The sequence below is a fragment of the Streptomyces sp. NPDC060064 genome, from assembly GCF_042736455.1.
In the GTDB taxonomy this organism is placed as follows: Bacteria; Actinomycetota; Actinomycetes; order Streptomycetales; family Streptomycetaceae; genus Streptomyces.
This window is the reverse complement of record NZ_JBHWWF010000020.1, coordinates 162,431-175,510: the sequence shown is the minus strand read 5'-3', so window position 1 is coordinate 175,510 and position 13,080 is coordinate 162,431. Positions and strand designations below refer to the sequence as shown.

Genomic DNA, 13,080 nt, shown 5'->3' with positions numbered 1-13,080 from the left:
CAGCCGCCGCTCCCCATGCGCTCGGCGACCCCGCTTCCGGCGAACACCGCGAGTGCAGTGAGCACCAGCGCGGCCAGCAGCGAGAGCCGCGGCCGTGCGGTCACGAACCGGGTCCATCCCCCGACCGGCGGTGGGCTGTTGACTTCGGACATGGTGCGGTGTCCCCTTCACCGTGGCCCATGCGCAGGCTCCCCGGGCAGGCAGCATGGGTCGACCATTGCCATAGACTGGCAAACACGAGCTATCGCTCGCATTAACCAAGAATGCGAGCGCCCACTCGCGTTTGTCAACCACCGTCAGGAAGCTGGGGATTTCACGTGCCGGAGCCCACGACCCCGGAACCCGCCGCGACCACGGAGCCCGCCGCGACCACAGGGGCTGCCAAGCCGCGCCGCCGCCAGGCCCGCGGGGAGCGCCGTATCGCCCAGCTCCTCGACGCCGCCGCGAACGTCTTCTGCACCACGGGCTACACCGCGGCCAGCACCAACGCCATCGCCCGCGAGGCCGGCGTCTCCCCCGGCACGCTCTACCAGTTCTTCCCGAACAAGGAGGCCATCGCCGTCGAACTCGGCGGCCGACTCCTCCAGCAGTGGCGCGAGTCCCACGGCGCGGCCCTGACCGCCGCCAACCTCGACCTCCCGCTCGACCAGCTGCTGGACGCGGTCCTCGATCCGCTCTTCGCCTTCAATCATGAGAACCCGGCCTTCGCCGCCCTGGTGCACGGTCCCGATGTCCCGGGCCAGATCACGCAGGAGTTCGACGCCCTGCACGCAGTGCTGCTCACCCGGATCGAGCAGATCGTCGCGAGCTTCCTCCCCGACGCACCGCCCGCCGAGCTCTCCCGCGTCGCGACCATGATTTTCGCCATCTTCAAGGCGGGGCTCGACCTGGTCCTCGCCCACGAGGGCGAGGAGCGGCAGGCGTACATCGATGAGATCAAGAAGGTCATGTTCCGCTACCTGGCCCCCATCGTCGGCGTCTGCCCGGCCGAGGAGCAGGCCGAGGAGTGGACCAAAGAGCAGCAGCGGAACGCGCGGCCCGGCCCGCATGCACGCTAATACCCCCTAGGGGTATAGTCTGAAGTGCATCAGGAAGGCTGGGCACTCCCGCGGCCCTCCGGCACACCATGACCTCGTACGTGTTGCACCCTCGAAGAGGAGAAACGCCATGACCGCCGAGACGAAGACCGAGACCGAGACCGCCCAGGCGACCGGCTCCGGCTGCTGCGGCGGCGGCGGCGCCTGTGGTACCGGCACGGCCGACGTGCAGATCGGCGGCGTCACCACCGTCTACCAGGTCACGGGCATGACCTGCGGTCACTGCGAAGGCGCCGTCTCCAGCGAGATCTCCGAGCTGCCGGGCGTCACCTCGGTGGAGGCGGTCGCCTCCACCGGTCAGGTGACCGTGATCTCCGAGGCCCCGCTCGACGACGCCGCGGTCCGCGAAGCCGTCGACGAGGCCGGGTACGAGCTCGTCGGGCAGGCCTGAGCACTCACCTCCGCACCCGCAAGGCCCTCCGCCGGGTCGTACCCGACCAGTCCGATACTGGATCCCGTACGGCCCGGCCCCGTTTTCTGGAGTCCCGAAGTGGATACATCCCAGGTCGACCTCACCATCGGCGGGATGACCTGCGCCTCCTGCGCGGCTCGCGTCGAGAAGAAGCTGAACCGCATGGGCGGCGTCAGTGCCACCGTCAACTACGCGACCGAGAAGGCGAAGGTCTCCTATCCGCACGGGATGGAAGTCGCCGATCTCATCGCCACCGTGGTGAAAACCGGCTACTCGGCCGCGCAACCCCCGCCGCCCGAGCCCGAGCCGGACCTCGCCGTGGACTCCGGCCCGGACCCCGCCGTGGACTCCGAGGCCCGGCCCGACCCGGAGTCGGCCGCCCTCCGGCAACGCCTGATCGTCTCCGCCGTGCTCGCGGCGCCGGTCGTCCTCATGGCGATGATCCCCGCCCTCCAGTTCGACAACTGGCAGTGGCTCTCGCTCACCCTCGCCGCCCCCGTCGTCATCTGGGGCGCACTGCCCTTCCACCGGGCCACCTGGACCAACCTCCGGCACGGCGCGGCCACCATGGACACGCTCGTCTCGGTCGGCACGCTCGCCGCCTTCGGCTGGTCGCTGTGGGCACTCTTCCTCGGGGACGCGGGCATGCCCGCCATGCGCCACGGTTTCGACCCCACCGTCACGCGTGCCGACGCCGCCTCGACGATCTATCTCGAGGTCGCCGCGGGCGTGGTGACCTTCATCCTGCTCGGCCGCTATCTGGAGGCGCGCTCCAAGCGGAAGGCGGGCGCTGCCCTGCGTGCCCTGCTGGAGCTGGGCGCCAAGGATGTCGCCGTACTGCGCGGCGGCACGGAGGTACGCATTCCGGTCGGCCGGCTCGCTGTCGGCGACCGCTTCGTCGTACGCCCCGGAGAGAAGATCGCCACCGACGGCAGCGTCGTCGAGGGCACCTCCGCCGTCGACGCCTCCATGCTCACGGGCGAGTCCGTGCCGGTGGATGTGACCGCGGGGGACCCGGTCACCGGCGGCTGCATCAACACCGCCGGCCGGCTCGTCGTCGAGGCCACCCGGATCGGCGCCGACACCCAGCTCGCCCGGATGGCCCGGCTGGTGGAGGACGCCCAGAACGGCAAGGCCGACGTGCAGCGCATCGCCGACCGGATCTCGGCCGTCTTCGTCCCTGTCGTACTGCTGATCGCGCTCGGGACGCTGGCGGCCTGGCTGCTCGCCACGGACGATGTGACCGCGGCCTTCACGGCCGCCGTCGCCGTACTGATCATCGCCTGCCCGTGCGCCCTGGGGCTGGCCACGCCGACCGCCCTCATGGTCGGTACGGGGCGCGGCGCCCAGCTCGGCATCCTGATCAAGGGCCCGGAGGTCCTGGAGTCCACCCGCAAGGTCGACACGGTCGTCCTGGACAAGACAGGGACGGTCACCACCGGCCGGATGCGTCTTCAGCGGGTGTACGTCGCCGAAACCGCCGAGGAGCATGAACTGCTGCGCTTCGCGGGCGCACTGGAGCACGCCTCGGAGCACCCCATCGCCCGCGCCGTCGCGGCGGGCGCCGAGGAGCGGGTCGGCACACTTCCCGCCGCCGAAAGCTTCGAGAACGTCCCAGGCCTCGGTGTACGCGGCGTCGTCGAAGGACACGAGGTACTGGTCGGGCGAGCGCGGCTGCTCACGGACGCCGGCGTTGAGCTGCCCGACGAGCTCGCCTCCGCCGCGACCGAGGGGCGTACGGCGGTCTTCACGGCCGTGGACGGCAAGGCGCTCGGCATGCTCACCGTCGCCGACGCGGTGAAGGACACCAGCGCCGAGGCGGTCGCACGGCTGCGGGCCCTCGGCCTCACTCCGGTACTGCTGACCGGCGACAACAAGGCGGTCGCCGAATCGGTCGCGGCCGAGGTCGGCATCGACGAGGTGTACGCCGAGGTAATGCCCGAGGACAAGGTGGCCGTGGTCAAGCGTCTCCAGGCCGAGGGCCGCAGCGTCGCCATGGTCGGCGACGGCGTGAACGACGCCGCCGCGCTGGCCACCGCGGACCTGGGCCTGGCGATGGGCACGGGCACGGACGCGGCGATCGAGGCCGGCGATCTGACCCTCGTACGCGGAGACCTGAGGGTTGCAGCCGACGCGATCCGTCTCGCACGCCGGACACTGACCACCATCAAGGGCAATCTTTTCTGGGCCTTCGGTTACAACGTGGCCGCGCTGCCGCTGGCCGCATCAGGCCTGCTCAACCCCATGATCGCGGGATTTGCGATGGCCTTTTCGTCCGTATTTGTGGTAACCAACAGCCTGCGGCTGCGCTCCTTCATGTGACTACAAGTAGGTCACAAGACCTTCACAAGGAGACCTAGATCACAGATATTTAGGGGTAACCATTGCGACTCCTCGCGAGTCTAAGTGGGCGATGCCGAGAACGTCTTGGGGGACGTTCATGGGATGTCTTGGGGGACGTCCCAGGCAAGCGTTGGCCGGGGCACGTGCCCGGGGAGCTTTGAGCGGCCCTCCCGTGCGTGCGTACCCCGGCAGACCGCGTGAGGAGCTTCTGCAACCAGCAGACGCCCGGCCGGATCCCGTGGGGGGAATCCGCTCCGGGGAAATGGGAAGCGCCCCGCCCGCCGACCCGTGGGGGGATCGGCAGCGGGGCGCTTTCCGCTTTTTGCGCCGGTTACGAGGCGCGGACGCGCACACGCACGGGTGTCAGCGAATACCGGTGTCAGCGAGCCTCGACCGGGACGAAGTCGCGCAGGACCTCGCCGGTGTAGATCTGGCGCGGGCGGCCGATACGGGACCCCGGCTCCTTGATCATCTCGTGCCACTGGGCGATCCAGCCGGGCAGCCGGCCGAGCGCGAAGAGCACGGTGAACATCTCGGTCGGAAAGCCCATGGCCCGGTAGATCAGGCCGGTGTAGAAGTCCACGTTCGGGTAGAGGTTGCGCGAGACGAAGTAGTCGTCGGAGAGCGCGTGCTCTTCCAGCTTGAGCGCGATGTCGAGCAGCTCGTCGGACTTGCCGAGCGCCGAGAGGACATCGTGCGCCGCCGCCTTGATGATCTTCGCCCGCGGGTCGAAGCTCTTGTAGACGCGGTGGCCGAAGCCCATCAGACGGACGCCGTCCTCCTTGTTCTTCACCTTGCGGATGAAGGAGTCGACGTCGCCGCCGTTGGTCTGGATGCCCTCGAGCATCTCCAGGACCGACTGGTTGGCGCCACCGTGCAGCGGGCCCCACAGGGCGCTGATGCCGGCGGAGATCGAGGCGAACATGTTCGCCTGCGAGGAGCCGACCAGACGCACGGTGGAGGTCGAGCAGTTCTGCTCGTGGTCCGCGTGCAGGATCAGCAGCTTGTCGAGCGCCGAGACCACGACCGGGTCCAGGTCGTACTCCTGCGCGGGGACCGAGAAGGTCATCCGCAGGAAGTTCTCCACGTACCCGAGGTCGTTGCGCGGGTAGACAAAGGGGTGGCCGATCGACTTCTTGTACGCGTACGCCGCGATCGTCGGCAGCTTGGCGAGCAGCCGGACCGTGGAGAGATGACGCTGCTTCTCGTCGAACGGGTTGTGGCTGTCCTGGTAGAACGTCGACAGCGCGCTGACCACGGAGGAGAGCATCGCCATCGGGTGGGCGTCGCGCGGGAAGCCGCCGTAGAACCGCTTGACGTCCTCGTGCAGCAGCGTGTGCTGGGTGATCTCGCTCTTGAAGGTCGAGAGCTCGTCGACCGTCGGAAGCTCGCCATTGATCAGCAGGTACGCCACCTCGAGGAAGGTGGAACGCTCGGCCAGCTGCTCGATCGGGTAGCCGCGGTAGCGCAGGATGCCCTGCTCGCCGTCGAGGTAGGTGATCGCGGATTTATAGGCGGCTGTATTCCCGTATCCGCTGTCCAGGGTCACCAGACCGGTCTGGGCTCGGAGCTTCCCGATGTCGAAGCCCTTGTCGCCGACGGTGCTCTCGACCACCGGGTAGGTGTGTTCACCGTCCGCGTACCGCAGTACTACAGAGTTGTCGCTCACGTCATCCCTCACCGACGTAGTGCCTCTTCTTCGAGGTGCCCTGACTGTCTCTACCATCCCCCATTTGGCTCAGGAGAGTGCACTCGGGGTCGACCATTGGGCCTATTGGCGGCACTCAGTGCCGCCAACCTGCTCATCTTGCCCCCTTCGCCCTGCTTCTGGAAGCCAGGGGTGGCGTTTGCCACCCCACGGGCCCCAGGTGTCACACCCGGCCGGCGCAGGGCATCCCGCTCAGCCGCCGATCAGCCGGTGGTCGAGCGCGGTGAAGCGTCTGCCTGCGGAAACAGTGCGTACTGCCTGTCCTATCGCCTTCCGGGAGCCGACCAGCACGACGAGCTTCTTGGCCCGGGTGACCGCCGTGTAGAGGAGGTTCCGCTGGAGCATCATCCAGGCTCCGGTCGTGACCGGGATCACCACTGCCGGGTATTCGCTGCCCTGTGAGCGGTGGATGGTCACGGCGTAGGCATGTGCCAGTTCGTCCAGCTCGTCGAAGTCGTACGGAACCTCTTCGTCCTCGTCCGTCAGCACCGTCAACCGCTGGTCGTCCAGCTGGAGCGAGGTGACCACGCCGACCGTGCCGTTGAAGACGCCGTTCTTTCCCTTCTCGTAGTTGTTGCGAATCTGGGTGACCTTGTCGCCGACGCGGAAGACACGGCCGCCGAAACGCTTCTCGGGAAGGTCGGGCCTGGCGGGCGTGATCGCCTGCTGGAGCAGGCCGTTGAGCGTGCCGGCGCCGGCCGGGCCGCGGTGCATGGGTGCGAGCACCTGCACATCGCGGCGCGGATCCAGGCCGAATCTGGCCGGGATGCGGCGGGCCGCCACGTCCACCGTGAGCTTTCCCGCGTCCTCCGTCTCCTCCTCCACGAAGAGAAAGAAGTCGGAGAGACCCGAAGTGATGGGCTGAACACCGGAGTTGATGCGGTGGGCGTTGGTGACGACGCCGGACTGCTGGGCCTGCCGGAAGATCCGGGTCAGCCGGACGTTCGGCACGGGCCCGCCGTCGGCGAGCAGGTCGCGCAGCACCTCGCCGGCACCGACGCTCGGCAGCTGGTCCACATCCCCCACCAGCAGCAGATGCGCGCCGGGGGCAACGGCCTTGACCAGCTTGTTGGCGAGGAGCAGATCGAGCATGGACGCCTCGTCGACCACCACCAGATCCGCCTCGAGCGGCCGATCCCGGTCGTACGCCGCGTCGCCGCCGGGCCGAAGCTCGAGCAGCCGGTGCACGGTGGACGCCTCGGCGCCGGTGAGTTCGGCGAGCCGTTTGGCCGCGCGCCCGGTCGGCGCGGCCAGCACCACCTTCGCCTTCCTGGCGCGGGCCAGCTCCACGATGGACCGGACCGTGAACGACTTGCCGCAGCCGGGACCGCCGGTCAGAACGGCGACCTTCTTGGTGAGCGCGAGCCTGACCGCCGCCTCCTGCTCGGGCGCGAGCTCCGCGCCCGTACGCTCCGCGAGCCAGGCCAGCGCCTTGTCCCAGACGACGTCCTGGAAGCCCGGCATCCGGTCCTCCGCGGCTCCCAGCAGCCGACGCAACTGGGCGGCGAGGGAGATCTCGGCCCGGTGGAAGGGCACCAGATACACCGCAGTGACCGGCTCGCCGCCGTCCGGGGCCGGCACCTTCTCCCGTACGACCCCTTCCTCCTCGCCCGCGAGCTCGGCGAGGCACTCGATGACAAGGCCGGTGTCCACCTGGAGCAGTTTCACCGCGTCGCTGATCAACTGCTCCTCGGGCAGGAAGCAGTGCCCTTGGTCGGTGGACTGCGACAGGGCGTACTGCAGCCCCGCCTTGACCCGCTCCGGGCTGTCGTGCGGTATGCCGACCGCCTGCGCGATCTTGTCGGCGGTGAGGAAACCGATGCCCCAGACGTCGGCGGCGAGGCGGTACGGCTGGTTCTTCACGACCGAGATCGAGGCGTCCTCGTACTTCTTGTAGATGCGCACCGCGATGGACGTGGAGACGCCGACCCCTTGGAGGAAGACCATGACCTCCTTGATGGCCTTCTGCTCCTCCCAGGCGACGCCGATCAACTTCGTCCGCTTCGGGCCGAGTCCGGGGACCTCGATGAGCTTCTTCGGCTGCTGCTCGATGATGTCGAGCGTGTCGATGCCGAAGTGCTCGACGATGCGCTCGGCGATCCGGGGGCCGATTCCCTTGATCAGGCCCGAGCCGAGGTAACGGCGTATGCCCTGGATCGTGGCCGGCAGGACGGTCGTGTAGTTGTCCACGGTGAACTGCTTGCCGTACTGGGGGTGGGAGCCCCAACGGCCCTCCATACGCAACGACTCGCCCGGCTGCGCGCCGAGCAGCGAGCCGACCACCGTGAGGAGATCACTGCCGCGTCCCGTGTCGACCCGGGCGACCGTGTAGCCGTTCTCCTCGTTGGCATACGTGATCCGCTCGAGGACCCCTTCGACCACTGCTGCATTGGACATGATCCGACGCTACCGCCGGGGTCCGACAATGCGGAGAGCCTGTGGACAACTCGGGCCCGTCGCCGGTCCGGCCAGTCAAGGGGGCCCGGTCTGACGACCGGGCCCCTCGCACTCCCCCTCCGTCAAGAGCTCCCTGATCCCCCCAGATCCCTCCCCGGGAGCCTTGATGACAGGTAGACCCGCGTCACGCGGAAAGGGTTGTACGACTTCGGGCAGTTATTTTTCCGGAATCCCGGAATGCCGACAAAGTGGGTTAGTCATGGGCGTTCTGGCCCACTGTGAGGGGCTCGGCCCGCCGGTCGGATGTTCGGGGCAGGCGTGGGTGCGGGTGCACGGGGTGCGGGGCGTGGAGTTCCCCCACCCCGCCCCTTCCCGAAACTGGGGGCGGCGCCCCCAGGCCCCCCGGGGAAGGGGTACGTGGGGCTGACGCCCCCACACCCCCGGGGCGGCAGCTTCGCGCCGCGGTGCACCCACACCCGCACCCCGCAAGGGACCCGATCCCCCGCCGGGGACCCGCGCCCCTACAGCACGTGCTCCCCGTACCGGCGCACCGTTTCTCCCAGGACCTCCACCCCGTCCCGCGACCACAGCCCCCCGTTGAACAGCTCCACCTCGATCGCACCCCTGTACCCCGCCCCCTCCACCCGTTCCCGCCACTCCCGCATGTCGATCGCCCCGTCCCCGATCTGGCCCCGCCCGTTCAGCACCCCCGCCGGCAACGGCGTCGTCCAGTCCGCCAGTTGGAGTGCGTGGATCCGGGCCGACGAGCCCGCTCGCGCCACCGCCGCCGGGGCCGTGTCGTCCCACCAGATGTGGTACGTGTCCACCACCACGCCCACCTGCGACGCCGGGAAACGCTCCGCGAGGTCCAGCGCCTGCGTCAGCGTGGACACCACGCACCGGTCCGCCGCGTACATCGGGTGCAAAGGCTCGATCGCCAGCCGTACGCCCCGCTCCCCCGCGTACGGAGCCAGCACGGCGAGCGCGTCCGCGATACGTGACCGCGCCGCCACCAAGTCCCGGCTGCCCGGCGGAAGTCCGCCCGCGACCAGGACCAGCGTGTCCGTGCCGAGCATCGCCGCCTCGTCGATCGCCGCGCGGTTGTCCTCCAGCGCACGCGCCCGCTCAGTCGCCTCGATCGCGGTGAGGAAGCCGCCACGGCACAGACTCGTGACCGCCAGCCCCGCGTCCCGTACGAGCTTCGCCGCCGCCTCGACCCCGTACGCCTGCACCGGTTCGCGCCACAGCCCCACCCCCGGAATACCGAACTCCGCACAGGCATCGACGAGTTCGGGGAGGCTGAGCTGCTTCACCGTCATCTGGTTGATGCTGAAGCGGGTCAGGTCGACGGCATCCGGACCGGTCACTGGGCGACTCCGTACATGCTCAGCAGGGATTTCATACGGGACTCCGCCAGCACCGGGTCCGGGAACAGGCCGAGCCCGTCCGCCAGTTCGTACGCCCGGCAGAAGTACGGCAGCGAGCGCGCCGACTGCAGACCGCCCACCATCGTGAAGTGCGACTGGTGTCCGGCCAGCCACGCCAGCAGCACCACACCCGTCTTGTAGAAGCGCGTCGGCGGCTGGAAGAGATGGCGGGACAACGCGACCGTCGGATCGAGGCGTTTACGGAACCCGGAGACATCACCCGTGTCCAGCACCCGTACCGCCTCGGCCGCCGGCGGGCCCAGCGGGTCGAAGATCCCGAGCAGCGCATGGCTGAAGCCGTGCTCGTCGCCCGCGATCAGTTCGGGGTAGTTGAAGTCGTCGCCGGTGTAGCACCGCACGCCCTCCGGGAGGCGACGGCGCAGGTCGATCTCGCGCTGGGCGTCCAGCAGCGAGATCTTGATGCCGTCGACCTTGTCCGGGTGGGCGGAGATGACGTCCAGGAGGACCGAGGTGGCCGCGTCCAGGTCGGCGGAGCCCCAGTAACCCTCCAGCGCCGGGTCGAACATCGGCCCCAGCCAATGCAGGATCACCGGTTCCGAAGCCTGCCGCAGCAGGTGGGAGTAGACGGCCAGATAGTCGTCGGACGTCCGCGCCGCAGACGCCAGCGCCCGCGACGCCATCACGATCGCCTGCGCCCCGCTCTCCTCCACCAGCGCCAGCTGCTCCTCGTACGCGTCGCGCACCTCCGCCAACGAGGCACCACCCGACGCCGACGAACCGGCGCCCGACGCCAACGGACCGGCGCCCGCCGAGGACCCGGCGCCCGACGCCGACGGACCGGCGCCCGCCGACGAACCAGCCCCCGATGCCAACGAACCGGCGCCCGCCGCGAGTTGGTCGGTACCGACACCGCACGCGATCCGGCCCCCCACCGCCTTCGCCTCCGCCGCCGAGCGCCGGATCAGCTCCGCCGCGCCCGCCCAGTCCAGGCCCATCCCGCGCTGCGCCGTGTCCATCGCCTCCGCCACGCCGAGCCCGTGCGACCACAGATGGCGGCGGAAGGCGAGCGTCGCGTCCCAGTCCACGGCGGCGGGCGAGCCCCACGACGTATCGGCGTACGGGTCGGCGACGACATGCGCTGCCGAGAAGACCGTACGGGAGGTGAGCGGCGCACCTCCCGCGGCGAACACGGCCGGTTCGGTGCGGGGTTCGTACACCCCGTGCAGGAGCCGGATCGTCACAGCGACAGCTCCGGTACGTCGAACCGGCGGCCCTCGGCGGAGGACTTCAGGCCCAGCTCGGCGAGCTGCACACCGCGCGCGCCCGCCGGCAGGTCCCAGTGGTACGGCTCGCCGAGCGCGACATGGCGCAGGAACAGTTCCCACTGAGCCTTGAAGCCGTTCTCGAACTCCGTGTTGTCCGGGACCTCCTGCCACTGGTCACGGAAGGACTCCGTCGCGGGCAGGTCCGGGTTCCATACCGGCTTCGGGGTGGCGGAGCGGTGCTGGACGCGGCAGCGGCGCAGGCCCGCGACCGCCGAGCCGTGGGTGCCGTCGACCTGGAACTCGACCAGTTCGTCGCGGTTCACGCGCACCGCCCAGGAGGAGTTGATCTGGGCGACGACCCCGCCCTCCAGCTGGAAGATGCCGTACGCGGAGTCGTCCGCGGTCGCCGCGTACGGCTTGCCGCGCTCGTCCCAGCGCTGCGGAACGTGCGTGGCGACCTGCGCCGTCACACTCGTCACCCGGCCGAACAGCTCGTGCAGTACGTACTCCCAGTGCGGGAACATGTCGACGACGATGCCGCCGCCGTCCTCACCGCGGTAGTTCCAGCTCGGACGCTGCGCCTCCTGCCAGTCGCCCTCGAAGACCCAGTAGCCGAACTCTCCTCGCACGGACAGGATGTCGCCGAAGAAGCCGCCGTCGACGAGCCGCTTCAGCTTCAGCAGCCCCGGCAGGAAGATCTTGTCCTGGACGACGCCGTGCCTGATCCCGGCGGCCTCGGCCAGGCGCGCCAGCTCCAGTGCGCCGACCAGGTCGGTCGCGGTCGGCTTCTCGGTGTAGATGTGCTTGCCCGCCGCGATCGCCTGCTTGATCGCGGGGACGCGGGCGGAGGTGACCTGCGCGTCGAAGTAGATGTCGACGCTGTCGTCGGCGAGTACGGCGTCGAGGTCGGTCGACCAGTGTGTGAGGCCGTGCCGTTCGGCGATCTCGCGCAGCGCGTGCTCGCGGCGGCCGACGAGGACCGGCTCGGGCCAGAGGACCTCGCCGCCCCCGAGGTCCAGGCCGCCCTGTTCGCGGATCGCAAGGAGGGAGCGCACCAGATGCTGGCGGTACCCCATCCGGCCCGTGACGCCGTTCATGGCGATGCGCACAGTCCTGCGTGTCACGAAGTTGCCTCCATGTCCCCTCGATGGTTCCGAGTTCCCTCGATATGACCGTAGCAAGCGCTTTCTACACGGTATGAAGCTAGCCTGCCGACAGCAGCCCGGACAAGGGCTCGGTTCCATCTCCCGCGGAGGAAAGCGATGACAGTCACCCTGGCGGATGTGGCGGCGCGCGCCCGGGTGTCCCCGGCCACCGTCTCCCGTGTGCTCAACGGCAACTACCCGGTCGCCGCGTCGACTCGGGAACGGGTGCTGCGCGCGGTCGACGAGCTCGACTACGTACTGAACGGCCCGGCGAGTTCGCTCGCCGCGGCCACCTCCGACCTGGTCGGCATCCTCGTCAACGACATCGCCGACCCGTTCTTCGGGATCATGGCCGGGGCCGCCCAGACCGAGATCAGCGGGCAGGAGGGGTCCGGACGGGCGGGCGGCGAGAAGCTGGCCGTCGTCTGCAACACCGGGGGCTCACCGGAGCGCGAGCTGACCTATCTCACCCTGCTCCAGCGGCAGCGGGCCGCGGCCGTCGTGCTGACGGGCGGCGCACTGGAGGACCCGGACCACATCGCGGCGATGACCTCGAAGCTGGCGAAGCTCGCGGACGCCGGCACCCGTGTGGTGCTCTGCGGCCGGCCGCCGCTCCCGGGCAGCGACGCCATCGTCGCCGCCCTCGCCTTCGACAACCGGGGCGGCGGACGGCGGCTCACCGAGCATCTGCTCGCGCTCGGCCACCGCACGATCGGATACGTCGCGGGGCCCGCGGAGCGCACCACGACACGCGACCGCCTGGAGGGCCACCGGGCCGCACTGGCCGCCGCGGGGCTCGACGAGAACCAGGACCGGCTCACCGTGCACGGTCCGTACGCCCGCCGCTCCGGCTATGACGCGACGCTCGAACTGCTGCGCCGCGAGCCGGAGTTGACGGCGATCGTGGCCGCCAACGACACGGTCGCACTGGGCGCCTGCGCGGCCCTGCGCGACCAGGGCCTGCGCATCCCGGAGGACATCTCGGTGGCCGGCTTCGACGACCTCCCGTTCTCGGTGGACGCGGTGCCGGCGCTGACGACCGTACGACTGCCGCTGTACGAGGCGGGGGCGCGGGCGGGCCGGCTGGCGATGGGCAAGGAGACGCCGCCGCCGGGGGGCATCGCGACGATCGGCGCGGAGCTGATGGCACGGGCGTCGACGGCGCCTCCCGGGAAGAGGTGAGCCTGTTGGCGCTGCCTGCCGCCTTTCCCGTCGCCCGGATCGACCAGATCATGACCCGCTCCGCGACCGTCACCAAGGTCTGGTCGCTGCCCGCGACCGCGAGCGACCACCTGCCCGTCGCCGCTCGTATCAGGCTCTGACAG

At 69.8% G+C, this 13,080-nt stretch carries 8 protein-coding genes and 2 pseudogenes; 5 read left to right on the top strand and 5 right to left on the bottom strand.

Annotation, left to right across the window (positions count from 1 at the left end; translation table 11 throughout):
- Positions 1 to 317: 317 nt before the first annotated feature.
- The 3 genes from ACFWDI_RS24085 to ACFWDI_RS24075 all read left to right on the top strand — a co-directional run bounded on the left by ACFWDI_RS24085 (position 318) and on the right by ACFWDI_RS24075 (position 3,831).
- On the top strand, positions 318 to 1,058 hold the full coding sequence (locus tag ACFWDI_RS24085) for a TetR family transcriptional regulator (RefSeq protein ID WP_385306687.1): 741 nt from the start codon (positions 318 to 320) through the stop codon (positions 1,056 to 1,058).
- A 109-nt stretch (positions 1,059 to 1,167) separates the two neighbouring features.
- Positions 1,168 to 1,488 carry a heavy-metal-associated domain-containing protein gene (locus ACFWDI_RS24080; RefSeq protein ID WP_385306686.1) on the top strand — a complete coding sequence of 107 codons (321 nt, stop codon included), beginning with the start codon at positions 1,168 to 1,170 and terminating at the stop codon, positions 1,486 to 1,488.
- A gap of 135 nt (positions 1,489 to 1,623) precedes the next feature.
- Complete coding sequence (locus ACFWDI_RS24075; RefSeq protein ID WP_385306707.1) at positions 1,624 to 3,831, top strand: heavy metal translocating P-type ATPase; 2,208 nt, start codon at positions 1,624 to 1,626, stop codon at positions 3,829 to 3,831.
- 400 nt (positions 3,832 to 4,231) lie between these two features.
- Here the strand turns inward: ACFWDI_RS24075 and ACFWDI_RS24070 are convergent, their stop codons facing one another.
- From ACFWDI_RS24070 to ACFWDI_RS24050, 5 genes and pseudogenes are all read right to left on the bottom strand, one after another.
- Positions 4,232 to 5,521: a citrate synthase gene (locus tag ACFWDI_RS24070; RefSeq protein ID WP_327323696.1), complete on the bottom strand. Its 1,290-nt coding sequence runs from the start codon at positions 5,519 to 5,521 to the stop codon at positions 4,232 to 4,234.
- 234 nt (positions 5,522 to 5,755) lie between these two features.
- Positions 5,756 to 7,957: pseudogene (locus ACFWDI_RS24065) on the bottom strand (ATP-dependent RecD-like DNA helicase); the annotation flags it as partial.
- 521 nt (positions 7,958 to 8,478) lie between these two features.
- The gene (locus ACFWDI_RS24060) at positions 8,479 to 9,276 is read right to left on the bottom strand and encodes a sugar phosphate isomerase/epimerase family protein (RefSeq protein ID WP_385306705.1); all 798 of its coding nucleotides are present in this window, start codon (positions 9,274 to 9,276) and stop codon (positions 8,479 to 8,481) included.
- Between the two features lie 44 nt (positions 9,277 to 9,320).
- Positions 9,321 to 10,586, bottom strand: coding sequence for a dihydrodipicolinate synthase family protein (locus ACFWDI_RS24055; RefSeq protein ID WP_385306684.1), 1,266 nt, complete (start codon positions 10,584 to 10,586; stop codon positions 9,321 to 9,323).
- Positions 10,583 to 11,734, bottom strand: coding sequence for a Gfo/Idh/MocA family protein (locus tag ACFWDI_RS24050; RefSeq protein WP_385306682.1), 1,152 nt, complete (start codon positions 11,732 to 11,734; stop codon positions 10,583 to 10,585). The genes ACFWDI_RS24055 and ACFWDI_RS24050 overlap by 4 nt, the downstream gene beginning before the upstream one ends.
- A 138-nt stretch (positions 11,735 to 11,872) precedes the next feature.
- Here ACFWDI_RS24050 and ACFWDI_RS24045 point away from each other — a divergent pair, with 138 nt between their 5' ends.
- Both ACFWDI_RS24045 and ACFWDI_RS24040 read left to right on the top strand, forming a co-directional pair.
- Positions 11,873 to 12,937 (top strand): LacI family DNA-binding transcriptional regulator, encoded by a 1,065-nt coding sequence (locus ACFWDI_RS24045; protein ID WP_385306680.1) that lies wholly within the window; start codon positions 11,873 to 11,875, stop codon positions 12,935 to 12,937.
- 14 nt (positions 12,938 to 12,951) lie between these two features.
- Positions 12,952 to 13,077, top strand: a pseudogene (locus ACFWDI_RS24040) (endonuclease/exonuclease/phosphatase family protein); the annotation flags it as partial.
- Positions 13,078 to 13,080: the final 3 nt, after the last annotated feature.

Excerpts from the sequence above, each read along its gene's own strand:
- ACFWDI_RS24080 (WP_385306686.1), top strand. The coding sequence starts at position 1,168 with ATGACCGCCGAGACGAAGACCGAGACCGAGACCGCCCAGGCGACCGGC.
- ACFWDI_RS24075 (WP_385306707.1), top strand. The coding sequence starts at position 1,624 with ATGACCTGCGCCTCCTGCGCGGCTCGCGTCGAGAAGAAGCTGAACCGC.
- ACFWDI_RS24060 (WP_385306705.1), bottom strand. The coding sequence starts at position 9,276 with ATGACGGTGAAGCAGCTCAGCCTCCCCGAACTCGTCGATGCCTGTGCG.
- ACFWDI_RS24045 (WP_385306680.1), top strand. The coding sequence starts at position 11,873 with ATGACAGTCACCCTGGCGGATGTGGCGGCGCGCGCCCGGGTGTCCCCG.